This is a genomic window from Pseudomonas sp. NPDC087614 (assembly GCF_044743485.1).
Taxonomy (GTDB): domain Bacteria; phylum Pseudomonadota; class Gammaproteobacteria; order Pseudomonadales; family Pseudomonadaceae; genus Aquipseudomonas; species Aquipseudomonas baetica_A.
The window spans coordinates 19,161-42,477 of record NZ_JBIUWN010000002.1; the positions used below are offsets into that span (position 1 = coordinate 19,161).

The window sequence follows — 23,317 nt, forward strand, 5'->3', positions numbered from 1 at the left end:
AAGAACTGAGGAAAGCGAAATGACTGACAAGCCTGGTTACCGTCGCCCGCAGGAAGGCACCCAGCCTGAGTACCTGCACCCGACCTACCAATCCACCAATTTGCGCTCGCCGTCGAAGCCTTTGGTGTATCTGCCACATTCGTTGTCGGAGATCACCGGGCCGACCATCGGTGCCGAGCGCGTGGCTGAAACCGACAACGATCTGACTGCGCAGCACAGCGGCGAACCGCAGGGCGAGCGCATCATCATCCACGGCCGTGTCCTGGATGAAAACGGTCTGCCGGTGCCGGGGATTCTGGTGGAGATCTGGCAGGCCAACGCGGCCGGTCGCTACAACCACCCGCGCGACCTGCACGACGCACCGCTGGACCCGAATTTCACCGGCACCGGCCGCACCGTGACTGACGCCGACGGCTGGTACCAGTTCCAGACCATCAAGCCCGGCGCCTATCCGTGGGGCAACCACCACAATGCCTGGCGCCCGGCGCACATCCACTTTTCGCTGTTCGGGCCGAGCATCCTCACCCGGCTGGTGACGCAGATGTATTTCCCCGGCGATCCGCTGCTGGCCTACGACCCGATCTACAACTGTGTACCGGACACGTCGGCCAAGGAGCGTCTGATCGCTGCTTTCGATCTGGAAAAAACTGTTCCTTCCTATGCTCTCGGTTACCGCTGGGACATCGTGCTGCGCGGCCGTGAAGCCACGCCGATGGAGAAATAAGATGACCCTGACTGCAACCACGTCCCACACCGTCGGGCCGTATTACCACATCGGCCTGACCTGGCTGAACCGCGAGAACCTGGCCGTCGAACAAACCCTCGGCGAGCGCGTGGCGATCACCGGGCAAGTCGTCGATGGCAACGGCGACATCGTCAACGACGCCATGCTCGAAGTCTGGCAAGCCAATGCGGCCGGCAAATACGACCATCCGGAAGACGAACAGGACAAACCGCTGGACCCGCACTTCGAAGGTTTCGGCCGCGTACCGGTGGATGCCGAAGGACGCTTTCGTTTCACCACGATCAAACCGGGCACGGTCGAGGGTTTGAAGGGCTCGACCCAGGCGCCGCATCTGGTGGTGTTGGTGTTTGCTCGCGGGTTGGTCAAGCACTTGCTGACGCGGATTTACTTCGAGGGCGACCCGGCGAACGTGAATGATCCACTGCTCGAATGCGTACCGGCCGAGCGCCGTGGGACATTGCTGGCCAAGCCGGATGCGGCGGGTGTCTATCAGTGGAATGTGGTTCTGCAAGGCACTGACGCCGAAACGGTGTTCTTCGATTATTGAAGAACGCCTCCCCGCTGATCGTCCCCGCGCTCTGCGGGGGACGGATATCTCTGTGGAACGGGAGTGTTGCAAAGTATGTCTAGACTCTCACTGTCCCTATTGAATGAAAAACAATGACAACCATCACTTCCCATTACACCGGCGAAGAGCGCAGCAAGCGTATCTTCGCCATCGTCGGTGCCTCGTCCGGCAACCTTGTCGAATGGTTCGACTTCTACGTCTACGCCTTTTGCGCGATCTATTTCGCCCCGGCGTTTTTCCCCTCCGACAACCCCACGGTGCAGTTGGTCAACACCGCGGGCGTGTTCGCCGCCGGGTTTCTGATGCGACCGATTGGTGGCTGGATCTTCGGTCGCCTGGCGGACAAGAAGGGCCGCAAGGCCTCGATGATGATCTCGGTACTGATGATGTGCTTCGGCTCGTTGCTCATCGCCTGTCTGCCGACCTATAACACCATCGGCGTATGGGCGCCGTTGCTGCTGTTGTTCGCGCGGTTGCTGCAAGGGCTGTCGGTGGGCGGCGAGTACGGCACCACGGCGACGTACATGAGCGAAGTGGCGCTCAAGGGGCAGCGCGGGTTTTTCGCCTCGTTCCAGTATGTGACGTTGATTGGCGGGCAATTGCTGGCGGTGTCGCTGGTGGTGATCCTGCAACAGTTCCTGACGGAAGAAGACCTGCGTGCTTACGGCTGGCGGATTCCGTTTGTGGTCGGCGCGGCGGCGGCGGTGATTTCCTTGCTGCTGCGACGTTCGCTGAAAGAAACCAGCAGCAAGCAAATGCGTGAAAACAAGGACGCCGGCAGCATCACCGCGTTGTTCCGTGACCACAAAGCGGCGTTCATTACTGTGCTGGGTTACACCGCGGGTGGTTCGCTGATTTTCTACACGTTCACCACTTACATGCAGAAGTACCTGGTGAACACTGCTGGCATGCATGCCAAGACCGCCAGCTACATCATGACCGGCGCACTGTTCCTGTATATGTGCATGCAGCCGCTGTTCGGCATGCTCGCCGACAAGATTGGCCGACGTCATTCGATGCTCTGGTTCGGCGCGCTCGGCACGCTGTTGACCGTGCCGATTCTGCTGACGCTCAAAAGCGTCAGCAGCCCGTTCCTGGCCTTTGTGCTGATCACGCTGGCACTGGCCGTCGTGAGTTTCTACACCTCGATCAGCGGTCTGGTGAAAGCCGAAATGTTCCCGCCCGAGGTGCGCGCCCTTGGCGTTGGCCTGGCGTATGCGGTGGCGAACGCGATCTTCGGCGGTTCGGCGGAATTCGTCGCTTTGAGCCTGAAAGCCGGCGGCATGGAAAACGCCTTCTACTGGTACGTTACGCTGATGATGGCGGTGGCCTTCCTGTTCAGCCTGCGCTTGCCGAAACAGGCGAAATATTTGCACCACGACCTCTAACCCGAAACGCGCGGGCCAATGTGGCCCGCGCCAGCAAGGACTTCTATGACTCAGCGACCGGGCAATCAATTGTTCGATGCCTATTTCACTGCCCGCGATATGCGCGACGTGTTCTGCGATCAGGGCCGGGTGCAGGCGATGCTCGACTTCGAAGCGGCGTTGGTCCGGGCCGAAGCGCGTGTGGGGTTGATTCCGACGAGCGCTGTTTCACCCATTGAAAACGCCTGCAACGCCGGGCTCTATGACTTCGCCGCGTTGGGCGAGGCGATTGCCACGGCGGGCAATTCGGCGATTCCATTGGTCAAGGCGTTGGGCAAGCAGATCGCCGCAACGGATGTCGAGGCCGAGCGTTATGTGCATTTGGGCGCCACCAGTCAGGACGTAATGGATTGCGGGTTGGTACTGCAATTGCGTCAGGCGTTGGCGTTGATCGAACGTGATCTGGCACAACTGGCGAGCTCGTTGGCGGTCCAGGCACAACGCCACGCCGCAACACCGCTGGCCGGGCGCACCTGGTTGCAGCACGCGACACCGGTGACCCTCGGCATGAAGATCGCTGGATGGCTGGGCGCCGTCACGCGCAGTCGTCAACGTCTGCGCGAACTCAAGCCACGTTTGCTGGTGCTGCAATTCGGCGGCGCGTCGGGGACACTCGCGGCGCTCGGTGAACAGGCCTTGCCGATTGCCCAAGCCTTGGCCCAAGAGCTGCAACTGACCATGCCGGAGCAACCGTGGCACACCCAGCGCGATCGCGTGGTCGAGTTTGGCGCGGCACTGGGATTGATCGCCGGCAGCCTCGGCAAGCTCGGGCGCGACATCAGCCTGTTGATGCAGACCGAAGTGGCGGAAGTTTTCGAACCCTCGGCGCCGGGGAAGGGCGGTTCTTCGACCATGCCGCACAAGCGCAACCCGGTTGGGGCTGCGGTGCTGATCGGCGCGGCGACGCGGGTGCCGGGCCTGGTCTCGACATTGTTCAGTGCCATGCCTCAGGAACACGAGCGTAGCCTCGGTCTGTGGCATGCCGAATGGGAAACCCTGCCCGAGATTTGCTGCCTCGTTTCGGGATCACTGCAACAGGCGCGATTGCTCGCTGACGGCCTGGAAGTGGACGCTGCCCGTATGGCCCGTAACCTCGAATTGACTCAAGGGCTGGTGCTGGCCGAAGCGGTCAGTATCGTCCTCGCGCAACGGGTCGGTCGCGACACCGCGCATCACTTGCTCGAACGATGCTGCAAACGTGCGGTGGCCGAGCAACGGCATCTGCGTGCCGTGCTCGGTGACGAGCCAGAAATCACCGCCCAACTGAGCAATGCTGAACTGGATCACTTACTCAACCCCGCCCACTACCTCGGACAGGCACACGTCTGGGTCGAACGGGCGGTGGCCGAACACAACGCTTTGACTGTCTGAAGGAGACGGCTGTGGCTTTCGTTCAACTCGCCGATGGCGAACTGCACTACACCATTGAAGGCCCGGTCGATGCGCCGGTGCTGGTGCTGTCCAACTCCCTGGGTACCGACCTGCACATGTGGGATGCGCAAATGCCGGCGTTCACCGAGCATTTTCGTGTGTTGCGGTTCGACACCCGTGGCCACGGCCAATCGCTGGTGACGCCGGGGCCGTACAGCATCGAGCAATTGGGCCGCGACGTGCTGGCGCTGCTGGATGCGCTGCACATTGAGCGCGCGCATTTCTGCGGTCTGTCGATGGGCGGCTTGATCGGCCAGTGGCTGGGGATCAACGCCGGGCACCGTTTGCACACGCTGATCGTGTGCAACACCGCTGCGAAAATCGGCGAGCCAGCGGTGTGGAACCCGCGCATCGAAACCGTATTGCGTGACGGCGCGGCAGCGATGGTCTCCCTGCGTGATGCCTCGATTGCCCGTTGGTTTACCCCGGATTTTTCCGCGGCCCAGCCGGCAGCGGCCCAGCAGATTACCGACATGCTCGCGGCCACTTCACCTGAAGGCTACGCGGCCAATTGTGCGGCGGTACGTGATGCCGATTTTCGTGATCAGATCGCCTCGATCACTGTGCCGTTGCTGGTGATCGCCGGCACTGAAGATGCTGTCACGCCGCCGTCTGGCGGGCGTTTCATTCAGGAGCATGTACGCGGGGCCGAGTACGCCGAGTTCTACGCGGCGCATTTGTCCAACGTACAGGCCGGTGCGGATTTCAGTGATCGCGTGTTGGCTTTTTTGCAGGCTAACTGAGGACGTTTTTGTGGACGAGAAACAACGTTACGACGAAGGCATGCAAGTGCGCCGTGCGGTGCTGGGTGATGCTCACGTTGATCGCAGCCTGACCACGCTGACCGAGTTCAACTCGGAGTTCCAGGAGATGATCACTCGCCACGCTTGGGGTGATATCTGGACGCGTCCGGGGTTGCCTCGCCATACCCGCAGCCTGATCACCATCGCCATGTTGATCGGCATGAACCGCGAAGGTGAGCTCAAACTGCACCTTCGGGCCGCAGCCAATAACGGCGTGAGCCGTGGCGAGATCAAGGAAGTGATCATGCAGAGCGCGATTTATTGCGGGATTCCTGCGGCGAATGCCACTTTTCATCTGGCCGAATCGGTTTGGGATGAACTGGGTGTTGAATCCCGAGAGTGATCTAGCCTGCTCCCCCAGTTGAAACACGATCAACTGGGGGAGCAGGCGTGCGGTTACAGCAAGCTGATCGGATAGCTGACGATCAAACGGTTCTCGTCGAACTCGTTGTTGCTGAAGTCGCGGCGAATGGTCGAGTTGCGCCACTTGACGTTCAAATCCTTGAGCGTGCCGCTTTGTACGGTGTAACCCAGTTCCGATTCGCGTCCCCATTCCTTGCCATCGGTGGTGGTTGCGGTATGCACATTGTCGCCGCTGATGTAGCGGTTCATCAGGGTCAGGCCCGGCACGCCGAGGGCCGCGAAATTGTAGTCGTGGCGCAGTTGCCAGGAGCGTTCCTGGGCATTGTCATAACTGGCGTTGTAGCTGTCGTTGGCCAAGGTGCCGCCGCTGGTGCCGTTGACCCGCATCCACGCGCTGTCGCCGGTGAGTTTTTGCAGACCGACATAGAAGGTGTTGCCGCCGTATTTGGCTGAGAACAGACCCGACCAGGTCTTGTTGTCCAGATCGCCAGCGCGGGCGCTGCCGTCGTCCTTGCCGTAGAAAAAACCGAGGTTGGCGCCCAGGGTCCAGTCGCCCAGCGGCTGGCTGTGGATCAGGTTGAAGTATTGCTGGCTGTAGATGTCCTTGAGTTCGGCATTCCACACACCGATCTGTGTGCGTTTTTCATTGAATACATATTCGCCGCCCTGAAAGTTGAAGCGATCGGAGGTGAACGCCGCTTTGCCGGACATCGACATGTCGTTCATGCTGCTGTCGTCGCGCGGGCTGTTGGCGCGGAACTGGCCGCCGTAGAGTGTCAGGCCATCGATTTCCTTCGAGGTGATCTGGCCACCTCGAAAGGTTTGCGGCAGCGAGCGACCATCGTCCGAACGCAGGATGGGCAGCACCGGCATCCACTCGCCGACTTTCACTTCTGTCTGGGAAAACTTCGCTTTGAACGCCACGTTGGTGCGCCCGAATTTGTCCGCCGGGCGGCCGTCATTATCCAGCGGCAATAACTGCGTACCCCCCGTGCCTTTACCGCCATCGAGCTTCACCGAATACAGGCCCAGCACGTCCATGCCGAAACCGACGGTGCCTTGAGTGAAGCCGGACCTGGCGTCGAGGATGAAGCTTTGTGTCCACTCTTCAGCCTTGCCCTGAGCCTTGGTCGGGTTGGTGAAGTTACGGTTGATGTAGAAGTTGCGCAGGTTCAGGTTGACCTTCGCGCCTTCAACAAATCCGGCTTCTTCAGCCGTGGCGGGCAGTGCGGCGCCGGCCAGGGCCAGGGCGATCAAACCGGGGAATACGTAAGGCGCAGGGGAGGCTGTCATGGATTGGGTCTCTCTGGTTTTTATAGTCGAGCGGGTGCGCTGCCGCCGCTTTCAGGGGGCAGACATGGAATGCAATGGGGAGATCAAGCGAAGGCAATCAGCCAGACAGGGCAGGGCGCGGGGGCATGTTGTCGAACCTGTTGTTATTGGTTTTGTGGAGCGAATGGTGCGGGGCGCGGCAGTGGGGTTTCAATTGGGGAAAGCGGGTTTTGGGCGATTATCGAACGCAAGATTAATTGCGGCTTTGTGGTGGTTGTGCCGGCCCCACGACTTTCCTGCCGGCAACAAAAAGCCCGCCAAATGGCGGGCTCTTGTATTCACCGGATGATCAGAACAGCTTCATCTTCGGTGCTTCTTCTTTCAGCGGTTCGTTCTGCGCGGTTTGCGCATTCCAGCCACCGCCCAGGGCCTTGTACAGGTTGACCGCACTGGTCAGCTGCGCGAGGCGGTCGGTGATCAGCGACTGTTGCGCGCTGAACAACTGACGCTGGGCATCGAGGAAGGTCAGGTTGCTGTCGACGCCGATGCGATAACGACGTTCGGCCAGGCGGTAGTAATCCTGGTTGGCCTGTACAAAGTCACGCTGCGCTTGCAACTGATCGGTGTAGGTCTGGCGGGCGGCCAGGCCGTCGGCGACTTCCTGGAAGCCGGTTTGAATCGCCTTCTCGTAGTTCGCCACGCCGATGTCCTTCTGGATCTTGGCGTAGTCGAGGCTGGCGCGCAGGCTGCCGGCGTTGAAGATCGGCAGGTTGATCTGCGGCTGGAACAGCCACGTACCCGAACCGCCCTTGAACAGGCCGGACAGATCCGGGCTCAGGCTGCCCGCGTTGGCGGTCAGGCTGATGCTCGGGAAGAACGCTGCACGCGCTGCGCCGATGTTAGCGTTGGCGGCCTTCAGGTTGTACTCGGCTTGCATGATGTCCGGACGACGTTGCAGCAGATCCGAAGGCAGACCGGGCGGTACGTCGCTGAGCAGGTCGTCGGCCAGCGGTTTGGCCGCTTGCAGATTGGCCGGGATACCGGTGCCGAGCAGCAGGGTCAGGCTGTTTTCGTCCTGCGCGACCTGACGGGTATAACGCGCCAATTGGGCACGGGCATTTTCCACCGAGGTACGCGACTGAGCCAGATCCAGTGCCGAAGCGACACCGACTTCATTGCTGCGGCTGGTCAGCTTAAAGCTTTCTTCGAAGGCACCGAGGGTGTCTTGCGTCAGCTTGAGCAGTTCCTTGTCGGCCTGCCAGGTCATATACGCATTGGCGACGCTGGCGACCAGGCTGATCTGGGTGCTGCGGCGCGCTTCTTCGGTGGCGAAGTATTGTTGCAGCGCTTGTTCGCTCAGGCTGCGAACCCGACCGAACAGGTCGAGTTCGTAGGCACTGACGCCGACCGTGGCGGAGTAGGAGCTGCTGATCATCGACTCGCCGGTCTGCGACGCACGCGCCGGCAGACGCTGACGACTGCCGCTGCCATTGGCCGAAACCGCCGGGAACAGGTCGGCGCGCTGGATGCGGTACTGGGCCGCATAAGCGTCGATGTTCAGTGCCGCAACACGCAGGTCGCGGTTGTTTTCCAGCGAGACCTGGATCAGCTGTTGCAGGGCCGGGTCATGGAAAAACTGCTTCCAGCCCTGCTCGGCAGCGGCTTGCGCCGGTGCCTGGGCCGGCGAATACGCCGGGCCCTGTGGGTACTGGCCTGCGACCGGAGCCTCAGGCTGCTGATAATCAGGTATCAGCGAGCAACCGCTCAGCACGAAGGCGGCGACTGCGAGGGAGAGTAGCGACTTGCTCATTGGCCAGCCTCTTTAGGAGTTTCTTTGGCGTCATCCTTGCCGGCGTTTTTGCGCTGGCCAATGGACGACACGGTGACGAAGAACAGTGGGACCCAGAAGATCGCCAGGATCGTGGCCGTGAGCATACCGCCGATTACCACCGTACCGATGGCGTGTTGGCTACCTGAACCTGCGCCGCTGGAAATCGCCAGAGGTACCACGCCGAGGATAAACGCCAGCGAGGTCATGATGATCGGACGCAGACGCATGCGGCAAGCCTCGATGGCTGCGTCGCGCAGGCTGGCGCCCTGTTCGTGCAGCTCCTTGGCGAATTCAACAATCAGAATGGCGTTTTTCGCCGCCAGACCGATGGTCGTCAACAGGCCCACCAGGAAGTACACGTCGTTGGACAGGCCGCGCAGACTGGTCGCGAGCAGAGCACCAATGATCCCCAACGGCACCACGAGCACGACTGCGATCGGAATCGACCAGCTCTCGTAGAGTGCCGCCAGACACAGGAACACCATCAACAGCGACAACGCGAACAGTGCAGGGGCTTGCGACCCTGCCAGACGCTCTTCATAGGACAGACCGGTCCAGGAGATGCCCACGCCTTTCGGCAGTTTCGCGGCGATGGCCTCGACTTCAGCCATGGCTTCACCTGTGGAGTAACCCGGAGCCGGGGCACCAAGGATTTCCACCGCCTCTACGCCGTTATAGCGCGAGAGCTTGGGCGAGCCGTAGATCCACTCGCCCTTGGCGAATGCCGAGAACGGAACCATGCTGCCGCTGGCGTTGCGTACGTACCACTTTTTCAAGTCTTCCGGGTTCATGCGCGAATCCGGCTGACCTTGCACGTACACCTTTTTCACGCGACCGCGGTCGATGAAGTCGTTGACGTAGCTACTGCCCAAGGCAATCGACAAGGTGTTGTTGATGTCGCTGATGGTAATGCCGAGGGCACTGGCCTTCTCGTCGTCGATTTCCAGCTGGAACTGTGGCTCGTCATTCAGACCGTTCGGGCGCACCTGCGACAGCACCTTGCTCTGCGCCGCCATCCCGAGGAACTGGTTGCGTGCCTCCATCAGTTTTTCATGACCGATACCGGCGCGGTCCTGCAGGAACACGTCGAAACCGGTGGCGTTACCCAATTCCAGTACCGCTGGCGGGGCGAAGGCGAACACCATCGCATCACGGAAGGTAAAGAAGTGCTGCTGGGCGCGAGCCGCCAGTTTGAACACGCTGTTCTCGGCGTCACGTTCGTCCCATGGCTTGAGCATGATGAACGCCATACCCGAGCTCTGACCACGGCCGGCGAAGTTGAAGCCGGTCACGGTGAACACCGAGGCAACCGTGTCACCTTCACCGCCGTCCTTGGTCGGACGCAGCAGGTACTCACGCATTTCATCCACGACCACCTGAGTGCGCTGGGCACTGGAGCCGGCCGGGGTTTGCACTTGAGCGAACAGTACGCCCTGATCTTCTTCCGGCAGGAAGGACGAAGGAATACGCATGAACAGCCAGATCATGCCGATCAGAATCAGCGCGTAGGCCAGCAAGTACGGGACCTTCTGACTCAAGATGTTGCCGACGCCGCGCTCGTAGCTTTTGACGCTGCGGTCGAAGTTGCGGTTGAACCAGCCGAAGAAGCCTTTTTTCGGCGTGCCATGCTCACCATGAGGAATCGGTTTGAGCATGGTCGCGCACAGCGCCGGAGTGAAGATCAAAGCTACCAGCACCGACAGGCCCATGGCCGAAACGATGGTGATCGAGAACTGCTTGTAGATTACCCCGGTCGAACCACCGAAGAATGCCATCGGCAGCAATACCGCCGACAGTACCAGCGCGATACCGACCAGTGCGCCCTGGATCTGGCCCATGGACTTCTTGGTCGCTTCCTTCGGCGACAGGCCTTCTTCCGCCATCACCCGCTCGACGTTTTCCACCACGACGATGGCGTCGTCCACCAGCAAGCCGATGGCCAGCACCATACCGAACATGGTCAGGGTGTTGATGCTGAAACCGGCGGCGGCGAGGATGCCGAACGTACCTAGCAATACCACCGGCACGGTCATCGTGGTGATGACGGTGGCGCGAAAGTTCTGCAGGAACAGGAACATCACCAGGAATACCAGCACGATCGCTTCGACCAGGGTTTCAACCACACCCTTGATCGACTCGGTCACCACTGGAGTGGTGTCGTACGGGAATACCACTTCCATCCCTTGCGGGAAGAATGGCTTGAGGCTGTCGATGGTGGTGCGCAGGGCTTTGGCCGTGTCCAGGGCGTTGGCGCCGTTGGCCAGTTTCACTGCCAGACCGGAAGCCGGGCTGCCGTTGAACTGGGCGCTGATCGCGTAGTTTTCACCACCCAGGCCAACGTCGGCGACGTCTTTCAAGCGAACCTGCGAGCCGTCCTTGTTGACCTTGAGCAGGATTTCCTTGAACTGCTCGGCGGTTTGCAGACGGGTCTTGCCGATGATCGTCGCGTTCAGTTGCTGACCTTGCACGGCCGGCAAGCCGCCGAGCTGACCGGACGAGACCTGGACGTTCTGCGCCGCAATGGCGGTTTTCACGTCGACCGGGGTCAGGTTGAAGTTGTTCAACTTGGCCGGGTCGAGCCAGATGCGCATCGCGTACTGGGCACCGAAGACCTGGAAGTCACCGACACCGGCGGTGCGCGAGATCGGGTCTTGCATGTTCGACACGATGTAGTTGGACAGGTCGTCCTTGCTCATGCTGCCGTCACGCGAGACCACGCCGATCACCAGCAGGAAGTTTTTCACGGCCTTGGTGACGCGGATACCTTGTTGCTGCACTTCCTGCGGCAACAGCGGAGTCGCGAGGTTCAGTTTGTTCTGAACCTGCACCTGCGCGGTGTCGGAGTTGGTGCCTTGCTCGAAGGTCGCGGTGATGGTCATGCTGCCGTCGGAGTTACTTTCCGACGACACATAACGCAGGTTGTCGATACCGTTGAGCTGTTGTTCGATCACCTGAACCACGGTGTCCTGCACGGTTTGCGCCGAAGCGCCCGGGTAGGTCACGGAGATCGCAATGGCCGGTGGCGCAATGCTCGGGTACTGGTTGATCGGCAACTTGAGGATCGATAGTGCCCCGACCAGCATGATCACCAGGGCAATTACCCAGGCGAAAATCGGACGGTCGATGAAGAATTTTGACATGGGTTACTCCCCTTTGCCGCCGGCGGCTTTGTCAGCTGCCTGTGCGGGGGCCGGGTTGTTTGCGCCGACATTGGTCGCTTCGGTCGGTTTGACCTCGGCACCGGGTTTGACGAATTGCAGGCCTTCGGTGATCAGACGATCGCCGGCCTTCAGTCCGTCTTCGATCAGCCACTGGTTGCCGACGGTGCGGCTGGCCTTGAGCTGACGCAACTCGACCTTGTTGTCCGGACCAACGACCAGTGCGGTCGGTGTGCCTTTGAGGTCACGGGTCACGCCTTGCTGCGGGGCGAGGATCGCGGCGCTGTTCACACCCGCCTGCAACTGGGCGTGGACGAACATGCCAGGCAACAAGGTGTGGTCGGGGTTCGGGAAGACCGCGCGCAGGGTTACCGAACCGGTAGTCGGATCGACCGATACTTCGGAGAATTCCAGCTTACCGTCGAGCTTGTACTGGCTGCCGTCTTCCAGGGTCAGCTTGACCGCTGCAGCGTTGTCGCCGGATTTTTGCAGACGACCGCTTTCCAGCTCGCGGCGCAGTTCCAGCAATTCAACTGACGACTGGGTCACATCGACGTAGATCGGGTCGAGCTGCTGGATCGTCGCCATGGCGTCGGTCTGGCCGTTGCTGACCAGCGCACCTTCGGTCACCGAAGAGCGGCCGATACGGCCGGAGATCGGCGCATAAACCTTGGTGTAACGCACGTTGATCTGCGCGCTTTGCAGCGACGCTTCCGATTGCATGCGGTTGGCCACGGCGGTGTCGTATTCCTGGCGGCTGACGGCCTGTTCATCGACCAGTTGCTTGTATCGGTCGGAGATCGACTTGGTCGAACGCAGGTTGGCTTCGGCGCTTTTCAGGGTGGCTTCATAGACCGACGGATCGATCTGGTACAACTGCTGGCCGGCTTTAACGTCACCGCCTTCCTTGAACAGTCGCTTGAGAATGATGCCGTTGACCTGAGGGCGAACTTCAGCGATGCGGAACGCACTGGTGCGGCCCGGCAGTTCGGACGTGAGGGTGAAGGCTTGTGGTTGCAGGGTGACGACGCCGACCTGAGGAGGCGGAGCGGCTGGGGCCGCTTCTTCCTTTTTACATCCGCTGAGCAGCGATGCCAGGGCGACGGCAGTGACCAGAGCGGTAACAGCTGGCTTGAATTGCATGAAAATCCTCGGGTCAGGCGCGCGAAAAGCGCACAAGAAGTGTGGAAGTAAAAAAAACTGCCGGGTGGATAAGTAGCTTGCTAAGGAATATACTTACGTTCATGGTTGTTTGTAAACACCTTGGCGTCGTATCCACCCTGTTACAAAAAACGTCGCAAGGTTCGAAATTGTAGGCCGGGGAGTCGATCCGCGAGAGATCGCCCCCTCTTTATTCAGCGGATATTCAGCCATCCCTGAAACATCCTGTTTGAGGTTTTACTGTCATGGTCCGTCGTACCAAAGAGGAAGCTCAAGAAACCCGCAGCCAGATTCTGGAAGCGGCAGAGAAAGCCTTCTATGAAAGGGGCGTCGCTCGTACGACGCTGGCGGATATCGCGAGCATGGCCGGCGTCACGCGCGGCGCCATATATTGGCATTTCAGCAACAAGGCCGACCTGGTCCAGGCCATGCTCGATAGCTTGCACGAGCCGCTGGATGAACTGGCCAAGGCCAGTGAGAGCGAGGATGAACTCGACCCGCTGGGCTGCATGCGTAAGCTGCTGATTCATTTGTTTCATCAAGTTGCTCTGGACCCGAAGACCCGGCGTATCAACGAAATTCTGTTTCATAAGTGCGAATTCACCGATGAAATGTGCGATCTGCGCCAGCAGCGCCGGACGGCCAGTCTCGATTGCAATGTGCGTATCGGGCTGACCCTGCGTAATGCGGTGAATCGCGGCCAGTTGCCTGAAGATCTCGACACTGCCCGAGCGGCCATCAGCATTCATGCTTATATCGATGGCCTCCTGTATGGCTGGCTGTTGGCCCCGGACAGCTTCGAACTGCATGCCGAAGCCGAGCGCTGGGTCGATACAGGGTTGGACATGCTGCGCCTGAGCCCCAGTTTGCGCCGATGAAAACAAGCGCGTAATGGGCACAGCTTATGTCAATTGGCCCGTTTTTATATACGTTTGCGGTTCGCAGTTTATCGGTAGCCAGCCACGCATTTTGTAGGGAATTTGTGTCGCCTGTGTGAAGGAATGTTAGCGGCCCCAATACCGGGCCCCAAGAAAAAGCCCCGGCTCTTGCGAGTCGGGGCTTTTGCGTTCCTGCATTAAGAGTTACAGCGTCGGATAGTCGATGTAGCCAACCGGGCCTTTGCCGTAAAACAGCTCAGGACGCGGCTCGTTCAGCGGCGCATCGGCCTTCAGGCGTGCCGGCAGATCCGGGTTGGCAATGAAGGGCACGCCGAACGCCACGGCGTCAGCCTTGCCGGCCGCCAGCCATTGATTGGCGCTGTCCTTGGTGAAACGTTCGTTGACGATGTACGGGCCGCCGAAAGCTTCCTTGAGTTGCGGGCCGAGGCTGTCGGCGCCTTCTTTCTCGCGCGAGCAGATAAACGCGATGCCACGTTTGCCCAGCTCGCGAGCCACGTAAGTGAAGGTTTCAGCCAGATTGTCGTCGCCCATGTCGTGGGAGTCCGCACGCGGTGCCAGGTGCACACCAACACGCCCGGCGCCCCAGACTTCGATGGCGGCGTCAGTCACTTCCAGCAGCAGACGTGCACGGTTTTCCAGGGAACCACCGTAGTTGTCGGTGCGCTGGTTGGTGCTGCTTTGCAGGAACTGGTCGAGCAGGTAACCGTTGGCGCCATGGATTTCCACGCCGTCGAAACCGGCGGCTTTGGCGTTCTCGGCACCGGTGCGGTAGGCGTCGACGATGTCGGCGATCTCAGCGGTTTCCAGTGCGCGTGGGGTTGGGTAGTCGGCCAGTGGACGCACCAGGCTGACGTGACCTTTGGGCTGGATGGCGCTCGGTGCGACCGGCGCTTCACCATTGAGGTACGAGGGGTGAGAAATCCGGCCGACGTGCCACAGTTGCAGGAAAATCTTGCCGCCAGCGCCGTGAATGGCTTTGGTCACGTTGGCCCAGCCGCGCACTTGATCGTTCGACCAGATGCCTGGGGTGTCCGGGTAACCGACGCCCATCGGTGTCACCGAAGTCGCTTCGCTCAGAATCAGGCCGGCAGAGGCGCGCTGCACGTAATACTCGGCCATCAGCGCGTTCGGCACGCGGCCTTCGTCGGCGCGGCAACGGGTCAGCGGGGCCATGATGATGCGATTGGACAGCTCGACGTCGCCCAGTTTGATCGGATCGAAAATAGTTGCCATGTGTACAACCCTCGTCAGTGAAGTGGTTAATCAGTGGGTAGCAGGAGCCAGACCGGCATTGCCGTTCTGACGGAAAGTAATCAGGGTCACCAGCAGGGCGAGCACTGCCAGGGCGGCTGCGGCCAGAGGCACGCTGGTCAGCCCGAAACCGTGGGCGATAACGCTGCCGCCGACCCAGGCGCCGAGAGCGTTACCGACGTTGAAGGCGCCGATGTTCAGGGTCGACACCAGATTCGGCGCAGCCTTGCCGAAGGTCACCACGTTGATTTGCAGGGCCGGCACGGCAGCGAAGGAAGCGGTCGCCCAGAGGAACAGGGTGATTTCAGTCGGGATCAGCGCGACGCTGGTCCAGCTCAGCACAGTGGAAACCACTGCCATCGCCACGAACACGCCGATCAGGGTGGCGCCCAGGCGTTTGTCTGCCAGTTTGCCGCCGATGATGTTGCCGACCGTCAAGCCGAGGCCGATCAACAGCAGGGTCCAGGTCACGCCTTTTGGCGAAACACCGGTGACATCGCCAAGCAGCGGGGCGACGTAGGTGAAGAGGGTGAACATCGAGGCTGCGAACAGCGCGGTCATGCTCAGCGACAGCCAGATACCGGCTCCTTTGAGGGCGGCGAGTTCGGCGCGCATGTCGAGTTTTTCTTCGTAACGCTTGGCCGGCAGGAAGCGGATCAGGCCGATCAGCGCAATCACACCGATGACGGTCACTGCCCAGAAGGTCGAACGCCAGCCGGCTTCCTGACCCAGCGCAGTCCCCAACGGCACTCCCAGCACGTTGGCCAGGGTCAGGCCGGTGAACATCAACGCGACTGCCGAAGCGCGTTTGTTCGGTGCCACCAGACCGGCCGCCACCACCGAGCCGATGCCGAAGAATGCACCGTGGCACAGCGCGGTGACGACACGGGCAAACATCAGCACGTTGTAATCACCTGCAATGGCGCAGAGCAGGTTGCCGACAATGAAAATGCCCATCAACGCAACCAATGCAGCCTTGCGCGGCAGTTTGGCGGTGGCCAGTGCCATGAACGGCGCACCGATGGCCACGCCCAGGGCGTAACCGGTCACCAGCCAGCCGGCGCCCGGGATCGACACACCAAGGTCGGCCGCCACATCGGGCAGCAGGCCCATGATGACGAACTCGGTGGTGCCGATGGCGAAGGCGCTCAAGGCCAGAATAAGTAGCGAGAGGGGCATGTGCATCAATTCCTTGGGGGAGCGCTGAGCTCTTTGACGATGGCGTCGAGGAACGCCTGAATCACGTCCTCGTTGCGCTTGAAGAAGTTCCACTGACCGGCCTTCTGGCTGCTGATCAGCCCGGCGCGTTGCAGCGTGGCGAGGTGGGCGGACACCGTCGACTGCGACAGGCCGCAGCGCTGGTCGATCTGCCCGGCACAGATGCCGTACTCGTGGTTGTGAATCTGTTCCGGAAACTGGACTTTGGGATCTTTCAGCCAGATGAGGATGTCTCGTCGTACTGGGTGTGCCAGGGCTTTTATTATTTCGTCGAGGTCGAGGTTCATGGCTTGGGCTCGTGATGTCTGTAGCGCTATATCGCGATGAGGCGAACTTTAAATCGGTATTTCGCGATATACCAATATGTTTTTGATCTGACGACCGTGTAAATCGGTATATCGGGTTATAACGATACGTTGAGTGTAACGATGAAGGCGCAGTGCTAAGCTGCGCCCATGAACTATCTCGCACATTTGCACCTCGGTGGCCAGCGCCCGGGCCAATTACTCGGCAGTTTGTATGGCGACTTCGTCAAAGGCCGGCTGCAGGGGCAGTTTGCGCCGGAGGTCGAGGCGGCCATCCAGTTGCACCGGCGGATTGATGTCTTCACCGATCGCCATCCGCAGGTGGACGTCGCGTTGCGGCGGTTTTGCGCTACTCGAAGACGTTATGCCGGGATCGTCCTCGACGTGTTTTTCGACCATTGTCTGGCGCGAGACTGGCGTTTGTACGCCGAGCAGCCGCTGGAGCAGTTCACGACGGACGTCTATCGGGTGCTATCGCTTGAGCGACAACTGCCCGAGCGTCTGGCGAAGATCGCGCCGCACATGGTTGCCAATGACTGGCTGGGGTCGTATCAGGAGTTTGAAGTGCTGGAGCAGGTGTTGCGCGGGATCTCCCGACGCTTGACCCGGCCGCAAGAGCTGGCGGGTGCGATGCAGGAATTGCGGCGTTTGTATGAGCCGTTGAGTGAGGATTTTGCGTTGTTCTACCCACAACTTCAGGATTTCGCCCGACACGCCGAGCCCTTGAAAACCTGATGTGGGAGCTTGCTCCCACAGGGGGCACGGCCGCTGTGGGAGCCTGTGTATCAGGCCGCGATTGCCGGGCGCATCGGGGTCTGTTGGGTGTCCGGGATCGCCCCAAACAACGCCTTCTGCACCGCCTGCTGTGCCTCGAACGCCAGCGCCGCCCGCTCGCGCCCCTGACAGGCAATCGGCTTGAGCAGATGCACTTCGACATCGCCGCAGTCATTGCTGAACAGACGCATCAAGTGCGACAGCAGGTCATCGTCACCAATGAACGGTGCCAACGCGTCGATTTCGCCGTCACGCAGATAACGGATCGCTACCGGTTGCAGCATCACCTCGGAATCAATCGCCGCCGACAACAGGCGACCATGAAAGGTGCGCAGCGAACGGCCGTCGGTGGTGGTGCCTTCCGGGAACATCAGCAGCGGATGGTCGGTTTGCAGGTGACGGGTCATCTGCTTGCGGATCAACTGGCTGTCACCTGAACCCCGGCGGATGAACAGGCTGCCGGCCTTCGCCGCGAGCCAACCGGCGACCGGCCAGGTGCGTACTTCGGCCTTGGACAGAAACGACAGCGGCGTGAGCATGCCGAGCAGCGGAATATCCGTCCATGAAACGTGGTTACTGACCCACAGCATCGGCTGTTTCGGCAGCTCGCCGTGAACGCTCACGCGAAAGGGCAGTGCATTGCTCAGGCGCGCCATGAAAAAGCGCGACCAGCGCTGCCGGCGCTCCATCGAATGGGCCAGGCCAATACGCTCAAACATCCCGAAAACACTGGCCATGGTCAACCCCAGCGTCACCACCAGCAGCACTCGCGCGACTCGCGCGTACACCCGCAAACGGCGCATTACACCGCTGCCTTGAAGTGCTTGGCGTAGCGCGGGCAGAGTTCATCGCGCTTGAGCAGGATGAACACGTCGGCGACCTGGAAGTCTTCGTCCCAGCACGGCTCGCCGCAGATTTTCGCGCCCAGGCGCATGTAGGCCTTGAGCAGCGGCGGCATTTCAGCAATCACGTTGGAGGGAATATCCAGGGCCGGCAGCGGATTTTTCGGCTCGGCACGCAAATGTTCGGTGCACAGATAACGTTCACGCAGACGCTGCATGATCGCGTGAGCCTGCACGCCGCCGTCCTGCATCGGGATGCTCGCGCAGCCCATCAAATAGCTGTATCCGCCCTGATTGAGCACTTCGGCCAGTTCGCCCCACAGCACGGCGATGGTGCCGCCGTTGCGGTAGGCCGGGTCGACGCAGGTGCGGCCGATTTCCAGGATCGGGCCTTTCAAATGCGCCAGGCCATGCAGGCTGAATTCTTCTTCGCTGTAGAACTTGCCCAGGCTGCTGGCGGCGGTGTGGTCGAGCAAACGAGTGGTCGCCACCAGGCGGCCGGTGTTCAGGTCACGCACACCGATGTGGCTGCAGTGAACATCATAATCATCCATGTCCAGACCTCGTTCAGCGCCTTTCAGTTTGGCGTTGAACTCGCCGCTGAAGACGTTGAAGCGCAAGGCCTGGGCTTGCTGCAAGGCCTCGGCGCCGATCAGGCGTTCGGCTTGCAGGCGGCGTTCATTGCCGGTGTCGCTGATGCGGGCGATCTGAGTCATGTGAATCTCCGTACGGGCCTTTAACCCGTCGTGGGTTGCAGCCGATCGACTTTCTTTATGCAGCCGTGTTGTGCAAAGTCAGGCTATGTAGCCCCGGTGTCATCGCCATGAACGTTTGGTGATGCTTATATGACAACCCACGAGGAGCCTCTTATGCCTTGGCCCGATCTGCTTGAAAGCCGTGAACGATTGCCCGTCGTTGCTGACCTGGCGGAAGGTTTTGCGGCGTTGTTGCACACGCTGGGCAACGTCACGCCGTTCGAATTGGCGGTGGCGGGAGGGCGGTTGATGGCAACGCCGGGGCTGGCGTTTCTGGTCGGTTATCAAGCGGCGTTGCGCATGCTTTGGCCCAGCGCACCGCTGAGCCTTGGGGCGTTGTGTGCGACTGAACAGCGCAGTTTGCGCCCGGCGGATATGCAAACGCGGCTGACCGATCTGCATCTGAGCGGGCGCAAGGATTTCGTCACCGCTGGCGATGCGGCGGACTGGCTGCTGATCGCCGCGCGCAGTGAAGAACCCGGCCAGACGCCGCGCCTGAGCCTGGCGGTGGTGTATCCCGGCGAACCCGGTGTGCGTGTGGAAAAACTGCCGGCGCTGCCGTTGATGCCGGACATCAGCCATGGTCGGCTCCACCTCGATGGCGCCCTGTGCGAATTGCTCGCCGGGGATGGCTGGGATGCTTACGTCAAACCGTTCCGCACCCTGGAAGATGTCTATGTGTTGAGTGCGATGACCGCGTGGTTGTATGGCGTCGGGCAGGACAGCGATTGGCCACAAGCGCTGCAATTACGCTTGCTGGCGTTGTTGGCCGGGTGTGCCGAAATGAGTCGCCAGCCGCCCAATACCCCGGCCGGGCATGTGTTGCTGGGTGGGTTGTTTGCGCAGTTTGACGCGCTCAAGCCTGAAGTCGATCTAGCGTTGAGCGAGGGACATTCCGAGTGGGCGGCGATGTGGCAGCGTGATCAAGGCGTGATGCAATTGGCTTCGGGGGCCAGGGCCAAGCGGTTGGCCAAGGCTTTGGCGCAGGCCTGACCGGCCTCTTCGCGAGCACGCCCGCTGCCACAGTTTGATTGCATTTCAACTGAAGGAACTCGAACACTTGCTCGCGAAGAGGCCCTGAAAACACCACACATCTGTCATAAACCCCGACTACCCTCAGCAGGTTATTTTCAAGAGCTCTCACCATGTTCAAAGGCCTGCTCCTGCTCCTGCTGCTGATCAGCTTCACCGTTCAGGCCGGGCAATGGCCCGGCGAGCAATGGCCGACGGGCCCGCAGCTCACAGGCCCTGCGGTTGAGAAACTGGAGGCCTACGCTTTCCCGCCCCGCGACGACACCACTCGCCAAGGTGTCCGCACCGACGCCTTGCTGATCATCCGCGATGGCCAGATCGTCTACGAACGCTACGCCGGCCCGACCACTGCCGACACCCCGCACCTGACCTGGTCGATCAGCAAAAGTCTGATGGCCACAGTCCTGGGTGTGGCGTACGGCGAAGGCCTGTTCAGGCTTGATGATCCCGCCGTGAAGTTTTACCCGGCGCTGGAAAAACACCCCGCCATCACAATGGCCGATCTGCTGCACTGGGCCTCTGGCCTCGACTGGCAGGAAGACTACGAATACGCGCCGCTCAAATCCTCGGTGGTGGCGATGCTTTATACCCGTGGTCATCGCGACATGGCAGCGTTCACGGCGAATCATGACCGCTTTGCGGCACCGGGACAGGCGTTCCGTTATTCCAGCGGTGACAGCAATCTGTTGTCGGCCGCGCTGAAAACCATTGTCGGTCCGCCGCGTTATCCGGACTATCCGTGGACGGCCCTGTTCGACCCGTTGGGCATCCGCCATGCCGTGTGGGAACGCGATGCCAGCGGTACGTTTGTCGCCTCGTCTTATGCCTACCTGACCGCACGGGATCTGGCGCGGGTCGGTCTGTTGATGGCCCGCGACGGGCGCTGGGCTGATCGGCAATTGCTGCCCAGGGATTGGCTCGCCTTCAACCTCAAACCCTTCGCCGGCTACAAGGCCCATCAGGACGAAGCCGTCCCCGGCGGCCACTGGTGGCTTAATCGCCCGGCGGACGGCGCGCCATCGCCGTGGCCCGACGCACCGCCCGACACCTTTGCCGCCCTCGGCCATTGGGGCCAGGCCTTGTACGTCATCCCCAGCGAAAACCTGGTGATCGTGCGCTACGCCGATGATCGCGACGGCCGCTATCGCCACAACGAATTGATCAAACGCGTGCTGAAGGCGGTGCAGCCATGAAGCGCTTCTTGCTGGTGCTGTCGGTCATGCTGTTGGGCTGGGTCGGATATGAACGCGAAAACCTGTGGGCCTTTCCCGACATCATCAGTGCCTACACCGCCAAGGAATATTGTTCGTGTCGCTACGTGATGAACAACGAGGCCGAATACTGCCGGGGCTATGTGAAACAGTGGCTGCCGACCAGCCGTTTCACCGATGAGCCCGCCAGCAAGACCATCACCGTCAGCGGCATGGGGCGCAGCAACAGTGCCCGGTGGTTGGGCGAACGCCAAGGCTGCCGCCTCAATCCTTGATGTGCTCGTCCCCCTGTGGGAGCGGGCTCGCTCGCGAAGGCTGTGTGTCAGTCACCACAAATGTTGCCTGTGCCGGCGCTTTCGCGAGCAAGCCCGCCCACGGGAACTTTTCCAGTCAATGGACTGGCGGGGATTGAAAGTTTGCAATAACGCCACGGGCGGTTAATGTTCGGCTCAGGTTTATTGGCCCCACGAGTCTTTAATGTTCAACCGTTCCCTGTTTGCAGCCCTGTCCAGCCTGTTATTGGCCGCCGCTGCGCTGCCAGCGCAGGCCAATTGGTACCTGGATGGCGAGTCGTCGCGGCTGTCGTTCGTCAGCACGAAAAACGCCAGCCTTGCCGAAGTGCAGCGCTTTCTGGTGTTGCACGGCAAAGTCGACCCCAATGGTCGCGCCGAAGTCGAAGTCGAGCTGGATTCGATCAACAGCGGCATCCCCCTGCGTGACGAGCGTATGCGCAAGGAGCTGTTCCAGATCGAGCAGTTTCCCGCGGCGACCATCACCACCCGGATCGACCTGCGCCCGATCAACGATCTGGCCCCTGGCGCTCAGCTTGAATTACGTTTGCCGCTGACCGTCAACCTGCACGGCAAGCAACATGAATATCCGGCCGAGTTGCTCGCCACACGTCTGGATGACCGCCGTTTCCAAGTGGTGACGCTGGAGCCGCTGGTGATCAATGCCGAGGATTTCGATCTCGCTCCGGGGATTGAAAGCTTGCGCAAACTGGCCGGTCTGTCGGCCATCAGCCTGTCGGTGCCGGTGGGTGCGGTGCTGATCTTCACGGCGCGCTGACATGCGCGGCGCAGTGTTTCCGTGGCGTGACGGCAACCACTTCGAGTTGTTGATCGACGGCCCGCAATTCTTTGCGCGCATGCTCCAGAACATTGCCCAGGCCAAAGAACAGATCGAACTTGAGCTGTATCTGGTCGAGGCGGGCGCCTGTGCCGAAACCATCGTTCAAGCGCTGGTGCTGGCGGCCGAGCGCGGCGTGCGTGTGCGATGTCTGTTCGACGATTACGGCAGCCTCGCGTTTACCCATTCTCTGCGCCAGCGCCTGATCCAGGCCGGGGTCGAACTGCGTTTTTACAATCGTTTGAGCTGGCGGCGCTGGGTTGGCAATTTCTATCGTGATCATCGCAAGCTGCTGCTGGTTGATCGATGTTCGGCAGTGGTCGGCGGCACCGGCGTCACCGACGAGTTCTGGACCCCAGGCCATGCCACCAGCGAATGGCATGAGGTGATGGTGCAAATCAGCGGTCCATTGGTCATCGACTGGCAATTGCTGTTCGACCGGCAATGGATCGCCAACCGCTATCGTCGCGCCTGGCGCCCGGCCGCGCATTTTGGCCTGCCGCGGTTACCCCGTGTGCCGGATAAAGGCGAGGGCATGGGCCGTGTGGCTTACGCTGACGCCCGCCAGCATCGCGACATTCTGCAGTCGCTGTTCCGCGCCCTGAACAGTGGGCAGAAACGCATCTGGATGGCCACGCCGTATTTTCTGCCGACCTGGAAAATCCGCCGCTCCCTGCGCAAGGCCGCCGCTCGTGGTGTCGATGTGCGTTTACTGCTGACCGGCCCACGCACCGATCACCCGTCCGTGCGCTACGCCGGGCATCGCTACTACCCGCGCCTGCTCAAGGCCGGGGTGCAGATCTTCGAATACCAGCCGTGTTTCCTGCACCTGAAAATGGTGCTGGTGGACGAGTGGGTGAGCATCGGCTCGTGCAACTTCGATCACTGGAACCTGCGTTTCAATCTGGAGGCGAACCTGGAGGCACTCGATCCGTCGTTGACGGCGGCGGTGCGGGCGAGTTTCGAGAAGGACTTCGGCTTGAGTCAGCGGGTGAGTCTGGAGGAGTGGCAGCGTCGGCCGTTGTGGCGCAGGGTCAAGCAGCGGGTGTGGGGGTGGGTGGATCGGTTGGTGGTCAACCTGCTGGACAGGCGCGGTTAACGCCAGCTCCGAAACCAGTGGATTCCAATGTGGGAGGGGGCTTG

The 23,317-nt window shown here is 60.8% G+C and carries 23 protein-coding genes; 14 read left to right on the forward strand and 9 right to left on the reverse strand.

What is annotated here, in order from left to right:
• The first annotated feature begins 19 nt into the window (after nt 1-19).
• From pcaH to pcaC, 6 genes are all read left to right on the forward strand, one after another.
• Entirely contained in the window at nt 20-724 is a 705-nt protein-coding gene (gene pcaH / locus ACIOWA_RS00925) for a protocatechuate 3,4-dioxygenase subunit beta (RefSeq protein ID WP_339465967.1), read from the forward strand.
• Nucleotide 725: 1 nt separating this feature from the next.
• Nucleotides 726-1,292 carry a protocatechuate 3,4-dioxygenase subunit alpha gene (gene pcaG, locus ACIOWA_RS00930; protein ID WP_339430669.1) on the forward strand — a complete coding sequence of 189 codons (567 nt, stop codon included), beginning with the start codon at nt 726-728 and terminating at the stop codon, nt 1,290-1,292.
• 113 nt (nt 1,293-1,405) lie between these two features.
• Nucleotides 1,406-2,701, forward strand: a complete 1,296-nt coding sequence (locus ACIOWA_RS00935) for an MFS family transporter (RefSeq protein WP_339430670.1) — start codon at nt 1,406-1,408, stop codon at nt 2,699-2,701.
• A gap of 45 nt (nt 2,702-2,746) precedes the next feature.
• Nucleotides 2,747-4,111: a 3-carboxy-cis,cis-muconate cycloisomerase gene (locus ACIOWA_RS00940; RefSeq protein ID WP_401157724.1), complete on the forward strand. Its 1,365-nt coding sequence runs from the start codon at nt 2,747-2,749 to the stop codon at nt 4,109-4,111.
• Nucleotides 4,112-4,122: 11 nt separating this feature from the next.
• The gene (gene pcaD / locus ACIOWA_RS00945) at nt 4,123-4,914 is read left to right on the forward strand and encodes a 3-oxoadipate enol-lactonase (RefSeq protein WP_401157726.1); all 792 of its coding nucleotides are present in this window, start codon (nt 4,123-4,125) and stop codon (nt 4,912-4,914) included.
• Nucleotides 4,915-4,924: 10 nt separating this feature from the next.
• Nucleotides 4,925-5,317, forward strand: a complete 393-nt coding sequence (gene pcaC, locus ACIOWA_RS00950) for a 4-carboxymuconolactone decarboxylase (RefSeq protein ID WP_007917093.1) — start codon at nt 4,925-4,927, stop codon at nt 5,315-5,317.
• A 53-nt stretch (nt 5,318-5,370) separates the two neighbouring features.
• Here pcaC and ACIOWA_RS00955 read toward each other — a convergent pair whose 3' ends face one another.
• The gene (locus ACIOWA_RS00955) at nt 5,371-6,630 is read right to left on the reverse strand and encodes an OprD family porin (RefSeq protein WP_401157728.1); all 1,260 of its coding nucleotides are present in this window, start codon (nt 6,628-6,630) and stop codon (nt 5,371-5,373) included.
• Here ACIOWA_RS00955 and ACIOWA_RS00960 point away from each other — a divergent pair.
• The gene (locus tag ACIOWA_RS00960) at nt 6,629-6,958 is read left to right on the forward strand and encodes a hypothetical protein (protein ID WP_401157730.1); all 330 of its coding nucleotides are present in this window, start codon (nt 6,629-6,631) and stop codon (nt 6,956-6,958) included. The genes ACIOWA_RS00955 and ACIOWA_RS00960 overlap by 2 nt on opposite strands.
• Here the strand turns inward: ACIOWA_RS00960 and emhC are convergent, their stop codons facing one another.
• From emhC to emhA, 3 genes are read right to left on the reverse strand one after another with little or no spacing between them, the layout of a single operon-like run.
• Nucleotides 6,959-8,419: an efflux RND transporter outer membrane subunit EmhC gene (gene emhC, locus ACIOWA_RS00965; protein WP_339430675.1), complete on the reverse strand. Its 1,461-nt coding sequence runs from the start codon at nt 8,417-8,419 to the stop codon at nt 6,959-6,961.
• A complete protein-coding gene (locus tag ACIOWA_RS00970) occupies nt 8,416-11,580 on the reverse strand; it encodes an efflux RND transporter permease subunit (RefSeq protein WP_401157732.1) in 3,165 nt (1,054 codons plus the stop codon). Before ACIOWA_RS00970 ends, emhC begins: the two co-directional genes overlap by 4 nt.
• Nucleotides 11,581-11,583: 3 nt before the next feature.
• Nucleotides 11,584-12,741: an efflux RND transporter periplasmic adaptor subunit EmhA gene (gene emhA, locus ACIOWA_RS00975; protein ID WP_401157734.1), complete on the reverse strand. Its 1,158-nt coding sequence runs from the start codon at nt 12,739-12,741 to the stop codon at nt 11,584-11,586.
• Nucleotides 12,742-13,004: 263 nt separating this feature from the next.
• Between emhA and emhR the strand changes: the two genes are divergently transcribed.
• A complete protein-coding gene (gene emhR / locus ACIOWA_RS00980; RefSeq protein ID WP_221731400.1) occupies nt 13,005-13,637 on the forward strand; it encodes an efflux system transcriptional repressor EmhR in 633 nt (210 codons plus the stop codon).
• 204 nt (nt 13,638-13,841) lie between these two features.
• Here the strand turns inward: emhR and ACIOWA_RS00985 are convergent, their stop codons facing one another.
• Genes ACIOWA_RS00985 through ACIOWA_RS00995 form a run of 3 tightly spaced genes read right to left on the reverse strand, consistent with a single transcriptional unit; the run spans nt 13,842 to nt 16,414 of the window.
• Nucleotides 13,842-14,891 carry an alkene reductase gene (locus ACIOWA_RS00985; protein ID WP_339465977.1) on the reverse strand — a complete coding sequence of 350 codons (1,050 nt, stop codon included), beginning with the start codon at nt 14,889-14,891 and terminating at the stop codon, nt 13,842-13,844.
• Between the two features lie 30 nt (nt 14,892-14,921).
• On the reverse strand, nt 14,922-16,088 hold the full coding sequence (locus tag ACIOWA_RS00990; RefSeq protein WP_339493676.1) for an MFS transporter: 1,167 nt from the start codon (nt 16,086-16,088) through the stop codon (nt 14,922-14,924).
• Between the two features lie 5 nt (nt 16,089-16,093).
• Nucleotides 16,094-16,414, reverse strand: a complete 321-nt coding sequence (locus tag ACIOWA_RS00995; protein ID WP_221731397.1) for a helix-turn-helix transcriptional regulator — start codon at nt 16,412-16,414, stop codon at nt 16,094-16,096.
• Nucleotides 16,415-16,582: 168 nt separating this feature from the next.
• Here ACIOWA_RS00995 and ACIOWA_RS01000 point away from each other — a divergent pair, with 168 nt between their 5' ends.
• Complete coding sequence (locus ACIOWA_RS01000) at nt 16,583-17,167, forward strand: ACP phosphodiesterase (RefSeq protein WP_339430680.1); 585 nt, start codon at nt 16,583-16,585, stop codon at nt 17,165-17,167.
• 50 nt (nt 17,168-17,217) lie between these two features.
• On the opposite strand, the gene ACIOWA_RS01005 is transcribed toward ACIOWA_RS01000, so the two are convergent.
• A complete protein-coding gene (locus ACIOWA_RS01005; RefSeq protein ID WP_339430681.1) occupies nt 17,218-18,009 on the reverse strand; it encodes a lysophospholipid acyltransferase family protein in 792 nt (263 codons plus the stop codon).
• A complete protein-coding gene (gene olsB / locus ACIOWA_RS01010) occupies nt 18,009-18,764 on the reverse strand; it encodes an L-ornithine N(alpha)-acyltransferase (protein WP_339430682.1) in 756 nt (251 codons plus the stop codon). The genes ACIOWA_RS01005 and olsB overlap by 1 nt, the downstream gene beginning before the upstream one ends.
• A 153-nt stretch (nt 18,765-18,917) precedes the next feature.
• On the opposite strand from olsB, the gene ACIOWA_RS01015 reads away from it, so the two are divergent.
• From ACIOWA_RS01015 to ACIOWA_RS01035, 5 genes are all read left to right on the forward strand, one after another.
• Complete coding sequence (locus tag ACIOWA_RS01015) at nt 18,918-19,796, forward strand: acyl-CoA dehydrogenase (RefSeq protein WP_401157738.1); 879 nt, start codon at nt 18,918-18,920, stop codon at nt 19,794-19,796.
• A gap of 152 nt (nt 19,797-19,948) precedes the next feature.
• Entirely contained in the window at nt 19,949-21,028 is a 1,080-nt protein-coding gene (locus ACIOWA_RS01020) for a serine hydrolase domain-containing protein (RefSeq protein ID WP_401157740.1), read from the forward strand.
• Entirely contained in the window at nt 21,025-21,321 is a 297-nt protein-coding gene (locus tag ACIOWA_RS01025; protein WP_401157742.1) for an amidase, read from the forward strand. Before ACIOWA_RS01020 ends, ACIOWA_RS01025 begins: the two co-directional genes overlap by 4 nt.
• 202 nt (nt 21,322-21,523) lie before the next feature.
• Entirely contained in the window at nt 21,524-22,114 is a 591-nt protein-coding gene (locus ACIOWA_RS01030; protein WP_401157744.1) for a YceI family protein, read from the forward strand.
• A 1-nt stretch (nt 22,115) separates the two neighbouring features.
• On the forward strand, nt 22,116-23,273 hold the full coding sequence (locus tag ACIOWA_RS01035; protein ID WP_339465980.1) for a phosphatidylserine/phosphatidylglycerophosphate/cardiolipin synthase family protein: 1,158 nt from the start codon (nt 22,116-22,118) through the stop codon (nt 23,271-23,273).
• Nucleotides 23,274-23,317: the final 44 nt, after the last annotated feature.

Excerpts from the sequence above, each read along its gene's own strand:
- pcaH (WP_339465967.1), top strand. The coding sequence starts at position 20 with ATGACTGACAAGCCTGGTTACCGTCGCCCGCAGGAAGGCACCCAGCCT.
- pcaG (WP_339430669.1), top strand. The coding sequence starts at position 726 with ATGACCCTGACTGCAACCACGTCCCACACCGTCGGGCCGTATTACCAC.
- ACIOWA_RS00935 (WP_339430670.1), top strand. The coding sequence starts at position 1,406 with ATGACAACCATCACTTCCCATTACACCGGCGAAGAGCGCAGCAAGCGT.
- ACIOWA_RS00940 (WP_401157724.1), top strand. The coding sequence starts at position 2,747 with ATGACTCAGCGACCGGGCAATCAATTGTTCGATGCCTATTTCACTGCC.
- ACIOWA_RS00960 (WP_401157730.1), top strand. The coding sequence starts at position 6,629 with ATGGATTGGGTCTCTCTGGTTTTTATAGTCGAGCGGGTGCGCTGCCGC.
- ACIOWA_RS00955 (WP_401157728.1), bottom strand. The coding sequence starts at position 6,630 with ATGACAGCCTCCCCTGCGCCTTACGTATTCCCCGGTTTGATCGCCCTG.
- emhC (WP_339430675.1), bottom strand. The coding sequence starts at position 8,419 with ATGAGCAAGTCGCTACTCTCCCTCGCAGTCGCCGCCTTCGTGCTGAGC.
- ACIOWA_RS00970 (WP_401157732.1), bottom strand. The coding sequence starts at position 11,580 with ATGTCAAAATTCTTCATCGACCGTCCGATTTTCGCCTGGGTAATTGCC.
- emhA (WP_401157734.1), bottom strand. The coding sequence starts at position 12,741 with ATGCAATTCAAGCCAGCTGTTACCGCTCTGGTCACTGCCGTCGCCCTG.
- emhR (WP_221731400.1), top strand. The coding sequence starts at position 13,005 with ATGGTCCGTCGTACCAAAGAGGAAGCTCAAGAAACCCGCAGCCAGATT.
- ACIOWA_RS00985 (WP_339465977.1), bottom strand. The coding sequence starts at position 14,891 with ATGGCAACTATTTTCGATCCGATCAAACTGGGCGACGTCGAGCTGTCC.
- ACIOWA_RS00990 (WP_339493676.1), bottom strand. The coding sequence starts at position 16,088 with ATGCCCCTCTCGCTACTTATTCTGGCCTTGAGCGCCTTCGCCATCGGC.
- ACIOWA_RS00995 (WP_221731397.1), bottom strand. The coding sequence starts at position 16,414 with ATGAACCTCGACCTCGACGAAATAATAAAAGCCCTGGCACACCCAGTA.
- ACIOWA_RS01000 (WP_339430680.1), top strand. The coding sequence starts at position 16,583 with ATGAACTATCTCGCACATTTGCACCTCGGTGGCCAGCGCCCGGGCCAA.
- ACIOWA_RS01005 (WP_339430681.1), bottom strand. The coding sequence starts at position 18,009 with ATGCGCCGTTTGCGGGTGTACGCGCGAGTCGCGCGAGTGCTGCTGGTG.
- olsB (WP_339430682.1), bottom strand. The coding sequence starts at position 18,764 with ATGACTCAGATCGCCCGCATCAGCGACACCGGCAATGAACGCCGCCTG.
- ACIOWA_RS01015 (WP_401157738.1), top strand. The coding sequence starts at position 18,918 with ATGCCTTGGCCCGATCTGCTTGAAAGCCGTGAACGATTGCCCGTCGTT.
- ACIOWA_RS01020 (WP_401157740.1), top strand. The coding sequence starts at position 19,949 with ATGTTCAAAGGCCTGCTCCTGCTCCTGCTGCTGATCAGCTTCACCGTT.
- ACIOWA_RS01025 (WP_401157742.1), top strand. The coding sequence starts at position 21,025 with ATGAAGCGCTTCTTGCTGGTGCTGTCGGTCATGCTGTTGGGCTGGGTC.
- ACIOWA_RS01030 (WP_401157744.1), top strand. The coding sequence starts at position 21,524 with ATGTTCAACCGTTCCCTGTTTGCAGCCCTGTCCAGCCTGTTATTGGCC.
- ACIOWA_RS01035 (WP_339465980.1), top strand. The coding sequence starts at position 22,116 with ATGCGCGGCGCAGTGTTTCCGTGGCGTGACGGCAACCACTTCGAGTTG.